Source organism: Blautia sp. CAG:257, from assembly GCF_000433815.1.
GTDB classification, from domain to species: domain Bacteria; phylum Bacillota; class Clostridia; order Lachnospirales; family Lachnospiraceae; genus Blautia_A; species Blautia_A caecimuris.
Window position 1 is genome coordinate 1,031 of sequence record NZ_HF999078.1, and the last position, 17,617, is coordinate 18,647.

The 17,617-nt window shown below is 45.0% G+C and carries 18 protein-coding genes; 17 read left to right on the forward strand and 1 reads right to left on the reverse strand.

The window, feature by feature from the left end:
• From QVP40_RS09475 to ftsZ, 7 genes are all read left to right on the forward strand, one after another.
• Positions 1-902 (forward strand): peptidoglycan D,D-transpeptidase FtsI family protein (locus QVP40_RS09475; protein ID WP_288200451.1); only part of this gene is annotated, 902 nt, incomplete at its 5' end.
• 119 nt (positions 903-1,021) lie between these two features.
• Positions 1,022-1,978 (forward strand): phospho-N-acetylmuramoyl-pentapeptide-transferase, encoded by a 957-nt coding sequence (mraY, locus tag QVP40_RS09480; protein WP_022068208.1) that lies wholly within the window; start codon positions 1,022-1,024, stop codon positions 1,976-1,978.
• Between the two features lie 19 nt (positions 1,979-1,997).
• Positions 1,998-3,353 carry a UDP-N-acetylmuramoyl-L-alanine--D-glutamate ligase gene (gene murD / locus QVP40_RS09485; RefSeq protein WP_022068209.1) on the forward strand — a complete coding sequence of 452 codons (1,356 nt, stop codon included), beginning with the start codon at positions 1,998-2,000 and terminating at the stop codon, positions 3,351-3,353.
• Between the two features lie 104 nt (positions 3,354-3,457).
• Positions 3,458-4,561 (forward strand): FtsW/RodA/SpoVE family cell cycle protein, encoded by a 1,104-nt coding sequence (locus QVP40_RS09490; protein ID WP_022068210.1) that lies wholly within the window; start codon positions 3,458-3,460, stop codon positions 4,559-4,561.
• Between the two features lie 34 nt (positions 4,562-4,595).
• The gene (gene murA, locus QVP40_RS09495; protein WP_022068211.1) at positions 4,596-5,864 is read left to right on the forward strand and encodes a UDP-N-acetylglucosamine 1-carboxyvinyltransferase; all 1,269 of its coding nucleotides are present in this window, start codon (positions 4,596-4,598) and stop codon (positions 5,862-5,864) included.
• Entirely contained in the window at positions 5,861-7,135 is a 1,275-nt protein-coding gene (locus QVP40_RS09500) for a cell division protein FtsQ/DivIB (protein ID WP_022068212.1), read from the forward strand. Before murA ends, QVP40_RS09500 begins: the two co-directional genes overlap by 4 nt.
• Before the next feature lie 149 nt (positions 7,136-7,284).
• On the forward strand, positions 7,285-8,445 hold the full coding sequence (gene ftsZ / locus QVP40_RS09505) for a cell division protein FtsZ (protein ID WP_138270393.1): 1,161 nt from the start codon (positions 7,285-7,287) through the stop codon (positions 8,443-8,445).
• A 123-nt stretch (positions 8,446-8,568) separates the two neighbouring features.
• Here ftsZ and QVP40_RS09510 read toward each other — a convergent pair whose 3' ends face one another.
• Positions 8,569-8,892 carry a DUF1540 domain-containing protein gene (locus QVP40_RS09510; protein WP_022068214.1) on the reverse strand — a complete coding sequence of 108 codons (324 nt, stop codon included), beginning with the start codon at positions 8,890-8,892 and terminating at the stop codon, positions 8,569-8,571.
• Positions 8,893-9,933: 1,041 nt separating this feature from the next.
• Here QVP40_RS09510 and infC point away from each other — a divergent pair.
• From infC to QVP40_RS09560, 10 genes are all read left to right on the forward strand, one after another.
• On the forward strand, positions 9,934-10,428 hold the full coding sequence (gene infC / locus QVP40_RS09515) for a translation initiation factor IF-3 (protein WP_138270379.1): 495 nt from the start codon (positions 9,934-9,936) through the stop codon (positions 10,426-10,428).
• A gap of 84 nt (positions 10,429-10,512) precedes the next feature.
• Positions 10,513-10,710, forward strand: coding sequence for a 50S ribosomal protein L35 (gene rpmI, locus QVP40_RS09520; protein WP_015541985.1), 198 nt, complete (start codon positions 10,513-10,515; stop codon positions 10,708-10,710).
• Between the two features lie 38 nt (positions 10,711-10,748).
• The gene (rplT, locus tag QVP40_RS09525) at positions 10,749-11,105 is read left to right on the forward strand and encodes a 50S ribosomal protein L20 (RefSeq protein WP_022068216.1); all 357 of its coding nucleotides are present in this window, start codon (positions 10,749-10,751) and stop codon (positions 11,103-11,105) included.
• Between the two features lie 265 nt (positions 11,106-11,370).
• Complete coding sequence (locus QVP40_RS09530) at positions 11,371-12,531, forward strand: ABC transporter substrate-binding protein (RefSeq protein ID WP_022068217.1); 1,161 nt, start codon at positions 11,371-11,373, stop codon at positions 12,529-12,531.
• A 112-nt stretch (positions 12,532-12,643) separates the two neighbouring features.
• Positions 12,644-13,528 (forward strand): branched-chain amino acid ABC transporter permease, encoded by an 885-nt coding sequence (locus QVP40_RS09535; protein ID WP_022068218.1) that lies wholly within the window; start codon positions 12,644-12,646, stop codon positions 13,526-13,528.
• Between the two features lie 10 nt (positions 13,529-13,538).
• Positions 13,539-14,612, forward strand: coding sequence for a branched-chain amino acid ABC transporter permease (locus QVP40_RS09540; protein ID WP_022068219.1), 1,074 nt, complete (start codon positions 13,539-13,541; stop codon positions 14,610-14,612).
• A 2-nt stretch (positions 14,613-14,614) separates the two neighbouring features.
• A complete protein-coding gene (locus QVP40_RS09545; RefSeq protein ID WP_022068220.1) occupies positions 14,615-15,373 on the forward strand; it encodes an ABC transporter ATP-binding protein in 759 nt (252 codons plus the stop codon).
• Between the two features lie 13 nt (positions 15,374-15,386).
• A complete protein-coding gene (locus QVP40_RS09550; RefSeq protein ID WP_022068221.1) occupies positions 15,387-16,097 on the forward strand; it encodes an ABC transporter ATP-binding protein in 711 nt (236 codons plus the stop codon).
• A 43-nt stretch (positions 16,098-16,140) separates the two neighbouring features.
• Positions 16,141-16,767, forward strand: a complete 627-nt coding sequence (locus tag QVP40_RS09555) for an AAA family ATPase (RefSeq protein ID WP_022068222.1) — start codon at positions 16,141-16,143, stop codon at positions 16,765-16,767.
• A gap of 232 nt (positions 16,768-16,999) precedes the next feature.
• Positions 17,000-17,617, forward strand: a 618-nt coding sequence (locus QVP40_RS09560; protein ID WP_288200452.1) for a polysaccharide deacetylase family protein, incomplete at its 3' end; no start/stop codon positions are given.

Genomic DNA, 17,617 nt, shown 5'->3' on the forward strand with positions numbered 1-17,617 from the left:
GGAGAAATCCCTGTCTGAATGATACCTATGAGCCTGGCTCTACCTTTAAGATCATTACCATGGCGGCGGGGCTTCAGGAAGGGGTGGTGTCATTAAATGACAGATTCTACTGCCCGGGATATAAGCTGGTGGATGACAGAAGGATCCACTGTGCAAACAGAAGAGGACACGGCTCCCAGAATTTTGTGGAGGGAGCCCAGAATTCCTGCAACCCTGTATTTATTGAAGTGGGGCTGCGCCTTGGAGTGGAAAATTATTATAAATATTTCAAGCGGTTTGGGCTTATGAAACAGACCGGGATCGATCTTCCGGGAGAGGCGGGAACCATTATGCACAAAATGGAAAACATGGGAAATGTAGAACTGGCTACAGTTTCCTTTGGACAGTCCTTCCAGATCACGCCGGTACAGCTTGCCACTACTGTAAGCTCTCTTATCAATGGCGGAAACAGGATTACTCCCCATTTTGGAGTGGCGATCCAGAGTGCAGACGGATCTCAGGTAAAAGAACTGGAATATCCGGTGGAAACCGGGATCATCTCTTCTGAGACTTCAGGAACAATGAGAAAAATCCTGGAAACAGTAGTGTCCGAAGGCTCCGGAAAGAATGCTGCCATTGAAGGCTATTCCATTGGCGGAAAAACAGCCACCTCACAGACTCTTCCCAGAAGTGCAAACCGTTATATTTCTTCCTTTCTGGGATTTGCTCCGGCAGAGGAACCAAAGGTACTGGCTCTTTGTATTATCCATGATCCTCAGGGGATTTATTACGGAGGAACCATTGCGGCTCCTGTAGTGCGCAGCATTTTTGACAATGTGCTTCCGTATCTGGGAATTGAAAAAACAAAGTCAGAAAAATCAGAGGAGGATGAGCGGAGCCTGTCCGGACAAGAGGAGCAGTAAAAGAAAACGCGCCATTATTAACTGACAGTAACAGTGCCATTACTGAGGGTTGATAATTTCCCGGAAAAGCCTTATACTGGTTATGATATAAAAACAAAAGAATGATAAGAGGTGTGAGGATGAATTATCAAGTTGTAATACCGGTTCTGGTTTCTTTTGCAATCAGCCTGATTCTGGGACCTGTGATTATCCCGTTTCTCAGAAAACTGAAAATGGGCCAGACAGAACGGGTGGAGGGCGTGCAGTCCCATCTGAAAAAAGCAGGAACTCCTACCATGGGAGGCATTATATTTCTGATTGCGGCAGTTGTAACGTCTCTGTTTTATGTAAAGGATTATCCGGCTATCATTCCGATCCTGTTTCTGACACTGGGATTTGGAATCATCGGATTTCTTGATGACTATCTGAAGGTTGTGCTGAAGCGTTCCGACGGTCTTCTTGCATGGCAGAAATTTCTGCTTCAGGTGGTAGTTACTGGTATTTTTGCCTTTTATATCCTTAACTATACAGATATTTCTCTGACCATGAAAATCCCGTTCTGGCCGGAACACTATCTGAATCTTGGGGTGCTGGCAGTTCCTCTTCTGTTTATCGCTGTGATCGGTACGGTAAACGGCGTCAACTTTACAGACGGTCTTGACGGTCTTGCATCCAGTGTGACGCTGATCGTTGCAGTTTTCTTTACTGTGATGTCCATTGGAACAAAAAGCGGGATTGAGCCTGTTACCTGCGCAGTTGTAGGCGGTCTTATGGGCTTCCTTCTTTTTAATGTATATCCTGCCAGAATTTTTATGGGAGATACCGGATCTCTGGCTCTGGGCGGCTTTGTGGCCGGAACAGCCTATGTGCTTCAGATGCCTTTATTCCTTCTCCTGGTGGGACTGATCTATTTTGTTGAGGTTCTTTCTGTTATGATCCAGGTAACATACTTTAAAGCTACTCACGGAAAACGAATCTTCAAAATGGCTCCTATCCACCATCATTTTGAGCTTTGCGGCTGGTCAGAGACAAGGATCGTGGCAGTGTTCTCAGTGGTAACTGCTGTGATGTGCCTGATCGCATTTCTGGCGCTTTAATTGAAGGAGGAAAACAGTGATGGACTTAAAAGGAAAACGGGTTCTGGTATTTGGTTCCGGAAAAAGCGGAATCGGAGCAGCAGAGCTTCTGGGACAGGTCGGAGCCTGCCCGGTTCTGTATGACGGAAACCCGGATCTGGACAAAGAAGCAGTATTACATAAGACTGCCAGTATAAAAGAAACGGATATCTACGCAGGCGGGCTTCCGGAAGAGGTACAGAAAAGCCTTGATCTGGCAGTGTTAAGCCCCGGGGTACCGACGGACCTTCCTCTGGTAAAAAGCTTTTATGAGCAGGGCCTTCCGGTATGGGGAGAGGTTGAACTTGCTTTCCGTACAGGAAAAGGGCGAGTTCTTGCAATTACCGGAACAAACGGAAAAACAACAACAACAGCCCTTCTTGGAAAGATCATGGAGGATGCCGAGGATTCTGTATTTGTAGTTGGAAATATCGGAACTCCTTATACTTCCAAAGCTCTGGAAATGAAAGAGGATTCTGTGACAGTGGCTGAGATCTCCAGCTTTCAGCTTGAAACCATTGAAAAGTTCGCTCCTTGTGTCAGCGCGATTCTGAATATTACAGAGGATCATCTGAACCGTCATCATACTATGGAAGAATATATCCGTGTGAAGGAACTGATCGTAAAAAATCAGAAGCCGGAGGATGTGTGTGTTCTGAACTATGAGGATCCGGTTCTCAGAGAATTCGGAAAAAATATTGTGCCGCAGACCGTATATTTTTCCAGTGAAAGAAGACTGGAAAAAGGAATTTTCCTGGAGGACGGACAGATCATTCTGAAAACAGAGGATCAGGAGATTTCTCTTGTAAAAACAGACGATCTGAAGCTGCTGGGCAAACATAACTTTGAAAATGTAATGGCTGCAGCGGCTATGGCCTATTATGCAGGCGTATCTGTTGAAAGTATCCGAAAAAGTATCTGCGAATTTACAGCGGTAGAGCACAGGATCGAGTATGTGACTGAAAAGAACGGAGTTGTCTATTACAATGATTCCAAAGGAACCAATCCGGATGCGGCAATCAAGGGAATCCAGGCAATGAACCGTCCTACCTGGCTGATCGGAGGCGGTTACGACAAAGGCTCCAGCTATGATGAATGGCTGAACAGTTTTGACGGCAAGGTAAGAAGTCTGGTTCTCATCGGACAGACAAAGGAAAAAATCAGAGAGGCTGCAGAGCGGCTGGGTGTTTGTTCCTGCATTCTCTGTGAAAATCTTCAGGAAGCAGTAAAGATCTGCGCAGAAAAGGCTCAGCCGGGTGAGGCGGTTCTTCTTTCTCCTGCCTGCGCAAGCTGGGGACAGTTTGACAATTATGAGCAGCGCGGAGACTGTTTTAAGGAATATGTAAAAAATCTCTGATGGATATGAGGGTAAAAATGACCGGAAGTACGCAAATGTACGAACCGGTCATTTTTTATGAAAAACTTCATATTTATTAATAACGCGGCAGCAGGGAGGCACTTATGTCACAGCAGCCACAGAGAAAAAAGGGAAGACCCGATGCCCTTCTGTTGATCCTTGTGATTTTTCTTGCAGTATTCGGTCTGGTGTTTCTGTACAGCGCCAGTTCTTACAATGGGAGAGTGAGATTTCATGATTCCTTTTATTATTTCAAAAAACAGCTGTTTGCAACAGCCCTGGGACTGGCAGCCATGTATGTGGTATCGGAAACGGATTATCATTTCTGGGTTTCGCTTGCTCCGGTTGTTTATCTGATGTCTGTTGTTCTGTCTACGGCTGTTCTTCTGGTGGGACAGGAGATCAATGGATCCAAAAGATGGCTGAGCCTGGGACCTCTGTCTTTTCAGCCTTCAGAATTTGCCAAAGTGGCAGTGATTCTTTTTCTTGCATGGCAGATTGACAGAAGCCGCAAAAAAACATCCGGCATATGGTTTATGTGCCGTACCATGGCAACACTTCTTCCTATTGTGGGACTGGTGGGTTCCAACAATCTCAGTACGGCTATCATTATTCTGGGAATCGGAGTGATCCTTATTTTTGTGTCAAGTCCGGGATATGTGCAGTTCGTCGGTATGGGAAGTGCGGGAGTTGCATTTATTACAGTGTTTCTTGCTGCAGAAAGCTATCGTCTGGAACGTCTGGCTATCTGGAGAAATCCGGAAAAATATGAAAAAGGCTTTCAGACCATTCAGGGACTGTACGCCATAGGAAGCGGCGGGCTGTTCGGGCGGGGGCTGGGCAGCAGTCTCCAGAAGCTGGGCTTTGTTCCGGAAGCTCAGAATGACATGATCTTTTCTATTATATGTGAAGAGCTGGGGCTTGTGGGAGCCGGGATTCTGATCATAATATTTGCCCTTCTTTTATGGCGGCTCTGCGTGACAGCCATGCACAGCAGAGATCTTCAGGGAACTCTGATCAGCGCCGGTATTATGGGGCATATGGCAATTCAGGTGATTCTTAACATTTCTGTTGTTACCAACACGATCCCCAATACGGGAATCACCCTTCCTTTTATCAGCTATGGAGGAACCTCCGTGGTATTTCTTCTGGCAGAGATGGGGCTGGCTCTCAGTGTGAGCAGTCACAGAAAAGAAAAAACAGCATAGGATAAAAGGAAGAGGGCTTTTGGGGAGTGACGGTTTGGATAAAATTCGCATTACAGGAGGAAAGCCGCTTCAGGGTACCATATCCATACAGGGCTCCAAAAATTCTGCGCTGCCCATGATGGCAGCTTCTTTGCTTCACAGAGGAGTCAGCGTGCTGAAGGGATGTCCTGCCATAGCTGATGTGTATTGTATGGAGGACATTCTCAGATCCCTGGGTGCTCTTACCTGGTGGGAAAAAAATACCCTTTATCTTGACTGTAGCAGAGCGGATGGAACAGAAGTTTCCGGAGACAGTACCGGAAAAATGCGATCATCAGTGATTCTTCTGGGGGCGCTTCTGGCAAGGAACAAAAAAGGCTCCATGGGATATCCCGGAGGCTGCGTAATAGGAAAACGTCCGGTTGATCAGCATTTGTATGTGCTGCGCTGTCTGGGAGCCTGTGTACAAGAAAAAGAAAACAGTCTGGAAGCTGAGGCCGGATGTCTGAAAGGGGCAGAGATTGTTTTTGGAAAAATCAGCGTAGGCGCTACAGAGCAGGGGATTCTGGCCGCTGTTCTGGCAGAGGGGCATACGGTTCTCAGAAACTGTGCCAGAGAGCCGGAAATCGTGTGGCTGTGCAGATATCTTCGCAGCATGGGAGCTGAAATTCAGGGAGAAGGAACTCACTGTATCAGAATCACAGGCGTGAAAGAATTAAAAGCCGGAAATATGCAGATTCCTCCTGACCGTATTGTGGCGGGAACATATTTATGTGCTGCAGCGGCAACAAGAGGGAAGATCACGATCTCCAATCCGCCTGAGGGAGAGCTGGATGCATTTCTTGAAGTGTATGGGAAAATGGGTGGACAATATAACCGCAGGAGTGGTAAACTAATAGCTGACGGAAGCGGAACAGCATTTCCGGTACCGTTTCTGGAAACGGATACGTATCCGGGGTTTCCCACAGATCTTCAGTCTCCTCTCATGGCAGTACTGACAACCATTCCGGGGAAAAGCCGCATACGGGAAAATATTTTTGAAAACCGGTTCAGGATTGTAGAGGAACTGAATAAAATGGGCGCCTCTGTTGCTGTTTCCGGCAGAGAGGCCAGTATACAGGGAGGAACCTGTCTCAGAGGATGTACAGTGAGAGCCAGAGAACTGCGAGGGGGAGCGGCGCTGCTTGTGGCAGCTCTTGCGGCGCAGGGGGAAACTGTCATCGAAGGATGTTCCTTTATTTACCGGGGATATGAGCATATATGTGAGGATCTGGCGTCTTTGGGCGCGCAGATAGAAGAGGATACAGGAACTGCATTTTTATGAGAACATCAAAATACAGAAAAAAACTGAACATATCGGATAAGCAGAAAAAAATAGTACTTGGGGGAATAGGAGCCTGTCTTCTGGCAGGTGTGCTTTTTTTCTTTCTTTATTTTAAGGTAGAAAATGTGGAGATTATGGGAAGCGGTCATTATACGGAAAAAGAGATAAAGGCCATGGTCCTTCGGGGACCAATGGCAGAAAACTCTGTTCTTGCCCCCATCCTTTATACCACAGACGACACAGGGGATATTCCCTTTGTGGAAGGCTTTAAGGTGACACGGTCAAACAGAAACACCATCGTGGTCAGCATAAAGGAAAAGAAGGCAGTGGGCTGTATTCCCTATCTGGACAGCTATATTTATTTTGACCGGAACGGCATGTTTATTGAAAGTGAAAAAACACAGGATAAAAAAGTTCCTTTTTTTGACGGGATATCTGTGAAACGGGTAGTAAAAGGAGAAAAGCTTCCCATAAAAGAAACCGTTCTGAACACTGCGGTTGCTCTTTCTACTATTTTTGCCAAAAATGACAGTCTGCCGGATCATATTCAATTTGACGAAAGCTATGAGATCAGTCTTCTTTATGGAGATATTACAGTCAATCTGGGCAAAGATGTGAATCTTGAAGATAAAATGACACGGGTGATCGCGATTCTTCCCCAGCTTGCAGGTCAGAAAGGCATCCTGCATGCGGAAAATGTAACGGATTCTGTAAAGACCATTACCTTTGAGGCGGAAATAGAGGAAGTGACAGCAGAAAACTGGACCGGCGGCTACGATGAAAACGGTGAATATACCGGAGACGGCGAGTATGACGAAAGCGGAAAGCATGTGGGACCGAAGCCTATGACAGCCCTTGACTATGCCCTTGAAAAATGGGTTGGCGGCTATGATGAGGAAGGCGATTACACCGGAGAAGGTGAGTATGATGCAAACTGGAATTATGTAGGTCCTGCTCCCACACAGGAAACCATTGACGCAATGGGAGACTGGACAGGAGGATATAATGAAGAAGGAGGCTTCACCGGAACCGGAGAGTATGACAGAGAAGGAAACTATGTAGGCCCAATGCCGGAAAATACGGAAGAAGCTGACGGAAGCAATGAGGACGAAAGCTCTGAAGACAGCTCTTATGAGTCAGAAGGAGAGTATTCTGATCCGGGATATGAGGACGGCTACAGCGAGGAATCCGGTGAGTATTCGGATGGTTCAGAGGAAACAGGAGCCTATGATGAAAGCGGGGAAGACGCTTATTACGGCGATGGATATTAAGCTGTAAATGACGAAAATACATGAAAAAAGTATAAAAAAACAAAAATAGTAGTTGATTAATTTTAGAAAAAAATATATGATATACTATATGCAGGTAGATTACGATAAATATCGGGGAAATAAAAGGAGGAAGTACATTGTTAGAGATTATGTCAAATGAAGCTGAGTCCTCTGCCAAGATTATAGTCATTGGTGTGGGCGGAGCTGGAAATAATGCTGTAAACAGAATGGTGGAAGAGACCATCGGAGGAGTTGAGTTTGTAGGTGTCAACACTGACAAACAGGCCTTAACCCTCTGTAAAGCTCCAACAGTACTTCAGATTGGTGAAAAGATAACGAAAGGTCTTGGTGCTGGAGCACAGCCGGAAGTTGGTCAGAAGGCCGCTGAGGAAAGTATAGAAGAAGTAAAACAGTTAATAGAAGGCGCTGATATGGTATTTGTTACCTGTGGTATGGGCGGCGGCACCGGAACAGGTGCGGCACCGGTAATCGCAGCAGCAGCAAAGGAAATGGGAATCCTTACTGTTGGCGTGGTAACAAAACCTTTCCGTTTTGAAGCAAAGACACGTATGAACAATGCTCTTGCAGGAATCGAGAATCTGAAAAAGGCAGTGGATACACTGATCGTTATTCCGAATGACAAGCTTCTCGAGATTGTTGACCGCCGGACAACTATGCCGGAGGCACTCCGCAAGGCTGACGAAGTTCTTCAGCAGGCGGTTCAGGGAATCACCGATTTGATCAATCTGCCGGCACTGATCAACCTTGACTTTGCAGATGTTCAGACTGTTATGACAGACAAGGGCATCGCTCATATCGGTATTGGAGAGGCAAGAGGAGACGACAAGGCTATGGAAGCTGTTCAGCAGGCAGTATCCTCCCCGCTTCTTGAGACAACCATTAAAGGCGCAACTCATGTAATCATTAATATTTCAGGTGATATTTCTCTTATGGATGCAAATGATGCGGCAAGCTATGTACAGGAGCTGACAGGAGAGGAAGCAAATATCATCTTTGGTGCGATGTATGATGATTCTGTTGCTGATTATGCAAGAATCACAGTTATCGCTACAGGACTTACCGATGCAGCTCCGAAGGCAGGTTCTTCCTTTGGCGGAAGAAGCAATGCATCTTCACCGTTTTCTGTAAGAAAACCGGCTGCACAGACAGGAGCGGCAAAGCAGGCTGGCGGTATCAATATGCCGAGCTTTTCTCTTCCGAACATGAATTCATCTTATGGTACAAAGATGCCTACAAGTACAGTTCAGAAAAAGGATATCCAGATTCCGGATTTCCTGAAAAACAGATAAAACTGAAACCAATGCAAAAAGGACATTGCCTGCGGGCAATGTCCTTTTTTAAACAGCTTTATACTGACATATGAAACAGCATATACAGACCGGACTGTATATGTTTGCTTCCGGCAAAAGGTGTCAGCATTTACATGCAAAAGTTTTGCACTTTGTTTCTTTGCTTGTGCTGGCATTCTGACCGTTGATGTCAATGGCAGAGGCCGTACATTTACAGTGCTCGTTGTAAGTGCACTCATGAGCCTTGCAGTCAATACGGATTTTTTCGCAGCCGCAGGATTCTTTTTCACTGTTTGTTACTGAGGCGCTGTTCCGGTCACGGAAACTTCCGCAGCTGGTTTCATCAGAAACCCGGGCATCATGCCCCATTACTTCGATCTCTCCGCGGGAGCACAGCTGATCTTTGTTATAAATACAGGTTACTGCACTGCAGTTGAGTATTGTCATGGTTGTGTCCTCCTTAAATAAATCATTGCCTTATGTAATATTTCCGTATTTTCGGATTTTATTCTGCAGATTAACAGGGTAAGGATTATCACGGCAAAATTATCACAGAAAAATGTAGTATACAGTAAAAAAAGAGGGCAGCATTTGTGGTCAAAAAATTTTAAATTTTTTGAAATAACGCAATATTTTTATTGTGTATCATCACAGAATATGTTATATTAGTTACATACAGGGAGCAATCGCCCACAAAGGGGTGAGCTCGCAAAAATAAGTGTAAAATGCCGCTTTTCAGCGAACAAGATCTGTAAGCGACATTTCTGTAAGCAAGTTATCAGTGAAAGGATAAATATTTTTAAGACAGCCTTTTAAAATGTTTATCGCCACCATCTCCATCCTATGTAAGATTGAGGTCATTACTCTTTAATACAATTGCTCCCGTATAAAATAAAAACTGCAGTACCGATAACGGCAGGTTGTCGTAACGAAATAAACACGGAGAACTGATGATGACAGGATTTCTGTCGGAAGGAGTTCTTTTTTTATTTATCAGGAAAGCAGGACAATTTATACCACCCGTCCCGGCAGACAAAAACGTTCCGCTTTGCTGTTTGCCGGAAAAACAGTAATTCCGTATGGATCTTCACAGGAAATAAAATACGGAATTCCGGCAGAACAGGAAAAGGTACCGGACAGGAGACTGTCATTGAGGGTGGGGTGGTTTAAAAAAATACATAAAAGTTCTTGACTTTACATGAAAGTCATGATATCCTGTTACAGTACGTGAAGAAAACAAAGCAGAGTTCACTCTCACCTTAGCGCACAGGATGCGTCTCGGGTTTATATGTCTCAGCATTTGTAAGACAGGATTTTCCTTTCAGATAAATGCACAGCGCAGAAGCTGTCTGTTGATATCAGAGAGCCGTGCAGCGGGAATATGAGCAGAGTGTGGATTCGTCCATGCTTTTTTTGTTTCACAGAAACGTGCAAAAAGTCAGGGTATATCATTTACAGGTATGGAGGTGTACAACAATTAGCAATTTAATGATTAACGAACAAATCAGAGACAAAGAAGTACGTCTGATCGGAGCAGACGGAGCCCAGCTTGGTATCATGTCTGCAAAAGAGGCCATGTTTAAGGCACAGGAGGCAGGACTTGACCTTGTAAAGATCGCACCGCAGGCAAAGCCGCCGGTATGCAAGATCATTGATTACGGAAAATACCGTTACGAACTTTCCCGTAAGGAAAAAGAAGCCAAAAAGAAACAGAAAACGATTGACATTAAAGAGGTACGTCTCTCTCCTAATATTGATACGAATGACTTAAAGACAAAGGTAAACGCTGCAAGGAAATTCCTTACAAAAGGTGACCGCGTAAAAGTCACTCTGCGTTTCCGTGGAAGAGAAATGGCTCATATGGCAAGCAGCAGACACGTGCTGGATGATTTTGCGGAGCTTCTGAAAGATATCGCTGTAGTGGAAAAAGCTCCCAAGATCGAGGGAAGAAGCATGACAATGTTTCTCAGCGAAAAACGTTAAGCAATTACTGTTTCCGTGTCCGGTTACGGACACAGCAGTAATGTGAAATATAAAACAGAACCACGAATCAAGGAGGAAATAAAAATGCCTAAGATTAAAACATGTAGAGCAGCAGCAAAACGCTTCAAAAAAACTGGTACCGGAAAGATCATGAGAAACAAAGCTTATAAGAGCCATATCTTAACAAAGAAATCTCAGAAAAGAAAGAGAAATCTCAGAAAGGCCACTGTTGTTGATTCCACAAACCTGAAGAATATCAAGAAAGCACTGCCTTATTTATAAGAAGTAAGAAGAGAAGACGAACAGGAGGAAATTAAGAAATGGCAAGAATTAAAGGCGGATTAAACGCAAAGAAAAAACATAATCGTACATTAAAGCTGGCAAAGGGTTACAGAGGAGCCCGTTCCAAACAGTATAGAATTGCAAAACAGTCTGTAATGAGAGCTCTTGCAAGCTCCTACGCAGGAAGAAAGCAGAAAAAACGTCAGTTCAGACAGCTCTGGATCGCACGTATCAACGCTGCTGCAAGAATGAACGGACTTTCCTACAGCAAGATGATGCACGGACTGAAAGTTGCAAACATCGACATCAACAGAAAGATGCTTGCTGAGCTTGCAGTAAACGATGCAGAAGGCTTCAAAGCACTTGCAGAGATTGCTAAAAAAGCGATCGCATAAGTAAATAATGAATCACAGGAGAGACATCTCCTTCCGGAACCGGTATTCTGTATAGGATACCGGTTTTTTAAATATAAATATTTTATAAATTTACACTTGAAATCAAATATACCAGATGCTATAATCAAAACATTAAAGTATTAGCGAGCGAAAGTCAGAGGGGAAGCCAAAGCCGGCTGGTGATCCAGTGGGCTTTTTTAACCTTATCTGTCCGCAGAAGAACAGGATACTGATAATCGTTACAAGTTTAAGGAGGAGATTTGTTATGAGAAACTGGAAAAAAGTGTTAAGTGTAACAGCAGCAGCTGCAGTGGCAGCAACAGCAGCCATGCCCACAGCGGTATTTGCAGAAGGAGACGAAACTTTTAAAATCGGCGTGATCGGACCGATGACAGGTGATTATGCACAGTATGGTACAAATGTGTATAACGCAGCAAAAATCGCAGCAGACGAGATCAATGAAGCCGGCGGATTTAACGGATATCAGGTGGAGGTACTTGATGCCGGAGATGATATGGGAGATCCGGAGAAAGCAGTAAATGCTTACAACGACCTTCTTGATAAAGGAATGCAGATGCTTTGCGGAGCAACTACTTCCGGTTCCTGTATTGCAGTAGGAGCAGAGGCGGCAGAGAGTACTTTCCTGTTTACACCGTCTGCAACAGCTGTTGATTCTATTACAGCAGGAAGCAATGAGTTCCGTATGTGCTTTACAGACCCGGCTCAGGGAGCAAAGTCTGCAGAGTATATCGGCGAGCATGGACTTGCGACAAAGGTAGCGGTTCTCTATGATTCCATGGCTGATTATAACTCCGGCGTACATGATTCCTTTGTGGAAGCGGCAGAAGAAAATGGTCTTGAGATTGTTGCTGACGAGGCATATACAACAGACAATAACACAGACTATTCCGTACAGCTGAAAAAAATTGCTGACAGCGGCGCAGAACTTCTTTTCCTGCCAAACTACTATTCAGATAATGCTCTGATCCTTCAGCAGGCATCCGAAGCTGGAATGGATATCAAATTCTTTGGTGTTGACGGTATGGACGGAATCCTTGGCGTTGAGAACTTTGATACCTCCCTTGCAGAAGGCGTTATGCTTCTGACTCCTTTCTCTGCAACTTCAGAGGATGAGGCAAGCCAGGCATTTGTAAAAGCTTACGGCGATGCCAATAACGGCGAGACTCCTAATCAGTTCGCAGCAGATGCTTATGATGTGATCTATGCAATGAAGGCAGCAGCAGATGCAGCAGAGATCACACCGGATATGGCAAACGAGGATATCAGTGTGGCAATGTCTGAGGCTATGCTTGAGATCGAGCTTGACGGACTTACCGGAAAAGCTACATGGACAGAAGACGGCGAGTGCGACAAGGAACCTAAGGCATTTGTGATTGAAAACGGCGAATACAAAGAAATGGAATAATCAGTGAATAAATATACACTGGAAAATTAAGGGACGGGGGATGGTGCCTGTGCATAAGGACTGTCCTCCGTTTCTTTTTATGCAACAATAAAATTTTTATATGAGGTGCACTATGAGTTTTATATCTTATTTAAAAGATGGAATCAGCCTGGGAAGTATCTATGCGATCATTGCACTGGGCTACACGATGGTGTATGGAATCGCGAAGATGCTGAACTTTGCCCATGGTGATGTCATCATGGTCGGAGCTTTTGTGATCCTCACCGCAGTCACCAGAGGAGGAATGGGGCCGGTTCCGGCAGTGATACTTTCTGTTGTGGTGTGTACGGTACTGGGCGTTGTGATCGAAAAGGTCGCATATCGTCCTCTCAGAAAAGCGTCCTCCAATCTTGCGGTTCTGATCACTGCAATTGGTGTCAGCTACCTTTTGCAGAATCTGGCTCTTCTGATCTTCGGAGCAGATGCCAAGAGCTTTGTTACAGTGATTGACGTTCCGTCAGTGACTCTGTTTGACGGACAGCTTGTCATTAAAGGAATCACGATCGTTACGATTGTTGTCAGTGTTGTCATTATGGTGGCTCTGACCTGGTTTGTACGTAAAACCAAGCCCGGACGCGCCATGCAGGCAGTTTCTGAGGACAGAGATGCAGCTCAGTTAATGGGCGTGAATGTAAATGCAACTATTTCACTGACCTTTGCCATTGGTTCAGGTCTTGCTGCTATCGCAGGACTTCTTCTCTGCTCTGCATATCCCACACTGACTCCGTATACAGGGGCAATGCCTGGTATCAAAGCCTTTGTGGCGGCAGTTTTCGGCGGTATCGGATCAATCCCGGGAGCCATGGTGGGCGGTATCCTTCTGGGAATTATTGAGATTTTCGGAAAAGCCTACATTTCATCCCAGGTTGCGGACGCGATCGTGTTTGCAGTACTGATTGTCGTGCTCCTTGTGAAACCTACCGGACTGTTTGGCAAAAACATTCAGGAGAAAGTATAAGGTGGCCGATATGAAAAAAAAGATGAATAAAACAACAAGAAGTAATTTTATAACATATGGAATTGTGATCGTTCTGTTTGCAGTAGTCCAGACTCTTTCCTCCACAGGAAATCTCTCCAGACTTCTGACAGGACTTCTGGTTCCTCTGTGCGTTTATACGATCGCAGCAATCTCTCTGAACCTTGTAGTAGGATTTTCCGGCGAGCTGAGTCTGGGTCACGCAGGCTTTATGTGCGTAGGCGCATATTCCAGCGCTCTGTTTTCCCATCTTGCGGCAGACGCTCTTCCGCCTGTTCCGAGATTTATTCTGGCGATCCTGATCGGAGCGGCAGTGGCAGGTGTGTTTGGTATTTTGATCGGTATTCCGGTTCTGAGACTTCGGGGCGATTATCTTGCCATTGTTACCCTTGCTTTTGGTGAGATTATTAAGAATCTGATCAACATTCTTTATGTTGGTGTGGATAAAAACGGTATTCATGCGACAACAACATCCTCAGGCCTTGAGCTTGCGGCAGGCGGCAAAAAGATTATGAAGGGCGCTCTTGGTATTTCCGGAACAGCCACTCTTTATAAAGATATTAAGCCATATTTTTTCCTGATCGGTGTGATCCTTGTTCTGCTTACCCTGTTTATTGTTCAGAATCTGGTTCATTCCAGAAGCGGCCGTGCTGTTATGTCCACAAGAGATAACCGTATTGCTGCAGAATCAGTGGGAATCAATGTGACAAAATACAAGCTTCTGGCATTTACGGTTTCCGCAGCTCTGGCAGGTGTGGCAGGTGTGCTTTATGCCCATAATATTTCCATGCTTAAGGTGTCGGTATTTGACTATAATATGTCGATCCTGATTTTGGTATATGTGGTTCTGGGCGGTATCGGAAATCTCCGTGGTTCCATGATCGCGGCGATCATCCTTTATGCTCTTCCGGAACTTCTCCGCGGATTTGCAAATTATCGTATGCTGATCTATGCGATTGTTCTGATCGTCATGATGCTCTTTAACTGGGCTCCGGCAGCAAGAACATGGAGAAGCCGTATGGCAGAAAAAATCCGGGGCGGAAAAATGAAAAAGGAGGCGGCTTGATTATGGCAATGCTGGAAGTAAATCATTTGTCAATTCAGTTTGGTGGTCTTCGCGCAGTTGACGGCTTTCATATTAATATAGAAAAAGGCCAGCTTTACGGACTGATCGGTCCCAACGGGGCTGGAAAAACAACAGTTTTTAATCTTCTGACAGGCGTATATAAGCCTACAGAAGGAATTATCAGACTGGACGGACAGGATATTACAGGAAAAAGCACGATAGAGATTAATAAGGCCGGAATTGCCCGTACCTTCCAGAATATCCGTCTGTTTAAGGATATGTCGGTTCTGGATAATGTAAAGGTTGGTCTTCATAACCATTATCAGTATTCTACTCTGACCGGAATCCTGAGACTGCCGAAGTATTTTAAAGTTGAAAAAGAAATGAACGAGAAGGCAATGGAGATTCTGAAGGTCTTTGATCTGGACAAAGAAGCTGAGATCCTTGCAGGAAACCTTCCTTATGGTAAACAGCGTAAACTGGAAATTGCCCGGGCTCTTGCCACAGATCCAAAGCTTCTGCTTCTGGATGAGCCGGCAGCCGGAATGAATCCAAATGAGACTCAGGAGCTGATGGATACCATTCGTTTTGTACAGGAGCATTTCCATATGACTACCCTTCTCATTGAGCATGATATGAAACTGGTGGGCGGTATCTGCGAAAAGCTGACCGTGCTGAATTTCGGACAGGTGCTTACTGAGGGAGAAACCTCAGAGGTACTGAATGATCCGACCGTTATCACGGCATATCTGGGAGAATAGGAGGAACGTAATCATGGCAATGTTGGAAGTAAAGGATCTTCAGGTTTATTATGGAGTGATCCAGGCTCTGAAGGGAATTTCTTTTGAGGTAAATCAGGGGGAGGTAATTGCTCTGATCGGCGCCAATGGTGCAGGAAAGACTACAACCCTTCAGACACTGACAGGAATTCTTCCGGCCAAAGCGGGAAGCATTATGTTTGAGGGAACGGATCTTCTGAAAGTTCCGGCGCATAAGATCGTACAAATGGGAATGGCTCATGTTCCGGAGGGAAGACGAGTATTTGCTGATATGACCGTTTATGAGAATCTTCTTGTGGGCGCGTATACCCGCAAAGATAAAAACGAGATCGCGCAGAGCCTTGAAATGGTGTACAAAAGATTTCCACGTCTGAAAGAGCGTCAGGGACAGCGTTCCGGAACCTTATCAGGAGGAGAGCAGCAGATGCTGGCCATGGGACGGGCTCTTATGAGCAAACCAAGGATTATTCTGATGGATGAGCCGTCTATGGGACTGTCACCGATTTTTGTAAACGAGATCTTTGATATTATCAAAGAAGTAAGCGAAAGTGGAACTACAGTTCTTCTGGTAGAACAGAATGCAAAAAAAGCCCTTTCCATTGCAGACAGAGCTTATGTACTGGAAACAGGAAGTATTACTCTGGAAGGAAAGGCGGATGACCTGCTTCACAACGAGGCAGTACAGAAGGCTTATCTGGGAGAATAAAACAGCTTTGAAAGCTGTGGGAATGTTGCAAGGAGGAATAAGAATGGATGAGCATATAGTAATTTCAATTGCAAGACAGTATGGAAGCGGCGGACGTACCGTAGGAAAGATGCTTGCAGAAAAGCTGGGAATTTCATTCTATGACAAAGAGATCATCCGGATGGCTTCTGATGAAAGCGGGATCGATCTGGGACTTTTTGGAAAGGTTGAAGGCGGAAACAAAATAAAGCCATCCCTGTTTAATAAGTCCTCACTTTACAGGGGAAAGCTGGTTCAGCCGGACAGTAAGGAATTTATTTCTGATGAAAATATTTTCAGCTATCAGGCGAAGGTTGTAAAAGATCTTGCAGAAAAAGAATCCTATGTGATCGTAGGGCGCTGCGTGAACTATGTGCTGAAGGACCGTCCCAATACCCTGCGTGTGTTTGTACACGCGCCCTGGGATTTCCGCGTGGAACAGGCATCCGAAAAGATTTCCGGTTCCAGGGAAGAAATTGAGAAGTTTCTTTTAAAAGATGACAAAAGAAAACAGGAGTATTACCGTAAGTTTACAGGTGGTGTGTGGAATGATGCCACCAATTATGATCTTTGCCTGAACAGTGGAAAACTCGGGTTTGAAAGATGTGCGGAAGCAATTGAAGCGCAGTTAAAGATCATGCTTAACAAATAGAATATGTTCCGGAAGCTTTTGGGGAGCTTCATGAAAACCCTGAGCGGAGATTTGGGATTTCAGTATTCGGCAGGGACTGATTTTTTGTGTGAAAACAGAAATCAGTCCCTGTTTTTTCGGTTTTTAAAAGCTTACACAATCCTCTTTTATGAAACTCTGGCTGTACAGTCATGGAATCCTCTTTGTCCTGCATAGAATCTTTATGGAAGTGAGAGAACAGGAGCGGCTGCAGTTGAGAAGATCCAGAAGAAAATCTGAAAGCTGTTTTATTTGCCTGGGGATTTTGCTTGCTGTATTTGCGCTGCTGAACCGGACGAACGGCGCTGCGGTTCAGGAGACAGGTATTTCGGCAGCCGGCATAATTGCCGGAGAGGGAATGCAGAGACTGGGAAGGGATGACCGGGAAAGACCTCAGATTGCGCTGACATTTGACGACGGACCTGACCCGGAATATACCGGGAAGCTTCTGGACGGTCTGAAGGAGAGAGGAGTTAAAGTTTCCTTTTTCCTTTTGGGAAAGTCAATAGAAGGAAACGAGGATATTGTAAAAAGGATGCACAGAGAGGGTCATTTAATAGGAAACCATACCTATAATCATGTGCGGCTGGACAGAGCTTCCGATGCCGCAGCCAGGGAGGAAATACTGAAAACAAACAACAGAATTTATGAGATTACAGGAGAGTATCCTGTATACATGCGCCCTCCCTATGGCGTCTGGAAAAAGGACACAGAGTTTTGTGTAGAGATGATTCCCGTATTCTGGACCATAGATACTCTGGACTGGAAAACACAAAATACAGAAAATGTGATCCAAACAGTACGTAAAAATATTAAAAACGGTTCTATCATC

Bases quoted from the DNA above. Each gene is read 5' to 3' on its own strand.
- murD (WP_022068209.1), top strand. From the start codon at position 1,998: ATGGACTTAAAAGGAAAACGGGTTCTGGTATTTGGTTCCGGAAAAAGC.
- ftsZ (WP_138270393.1), top strand. From the start codon at position 7,285: ATGTCAAATGAAGCTGAGTCCTCTGCCAAGATTATAGTCATTGGTGTG.
- infC (WP_138270379.1), top strand. From the start codon at position 9,934: ATGATTAACGAACAAATCAGAGACAAAGAAGTACGTCTGATCGGAGCA.
- mraY (WP_022068208.1), top strand. From the start codon at position 1,022: ATGAATTATCAAGTTGTAATACCGGTTCTGGTTTCTTTTGCAATCAGC.
- QVP40_RS09555 (WP_022068222.1), top strand. From the start codon at position 16,141: ATGGATGAGCATATAGTAATTTCAATTGCAAGACAGTATGGAAGCGGC.
- QVP40_RS09540 (WP_022068219.1), top strand. From the start codon at position 13,539: ATGAAAAAAAAGATGAATAAAACAACAAGAAGTAATTTTATAACATAT.
- rpmI (WP_015541985.1), top strand. From the start codon at position 10,513: ATGCCTAAGATTAAAACATGTAGAGCAGCAGCAAAACGCTTCAAAAAA.
- QVP40_RS09535 (WP_022068218.1), top strand. From the start codon at position 12,644: ATGAGTTTTATATCTTATTTAAAAGATGGAATCAGCCTGGGAAGTATC.
- QVP40_RS09510 (WP_022068214.1), bottom strand. From the start codon at position 8,892: ATGACAATACTCAACTGCAGTGCAGTAACCTGTATTTATAACAAAGAT.
- rplT (WP_022068216.1), top strand. From the start codon at position 10,749: ATGGCAAGAATTAAAGGCGGATTAAACGCAAAGAAAAAACATAATCGT.
- QVP40_RS09490 (WP_022068210.1), top strand. From the start codon at position 3,458: ATGTCACAGCAGCCACAGAGAAAAAAGGGAAGACCCGATGCCCTTCTG.
- QVP40_RS09545 (WP_022068220.1), top strand. From the start codon at position 14,615: ATGGCAATGCTGGAAGTAAATCATTTGTCAATTCAGTTTGGTGGTCTT.
- QVP40_RS09550 (WP_022068221.1), top strand. From the start codon at position 15,387: ATGGCAATGTTGGAAGTAAAGGATCTTCAGGTTTATTATGGAGTGATC.
- QVP40_RS09500 (WP_022068212.1), top strand. From the start codon at position 5,861: ATGAGAACATCAAAATACAGAAAAAAACTGAACATATCGGATAAGCAG.
- QVP40_RS09530 (WP_022068217.1), top strand. From the start codon at position 11,371: ATGAGAAACTGGAAAAAAGTGTTAAGTGTAACAGCAGCAGCTGCAGTG.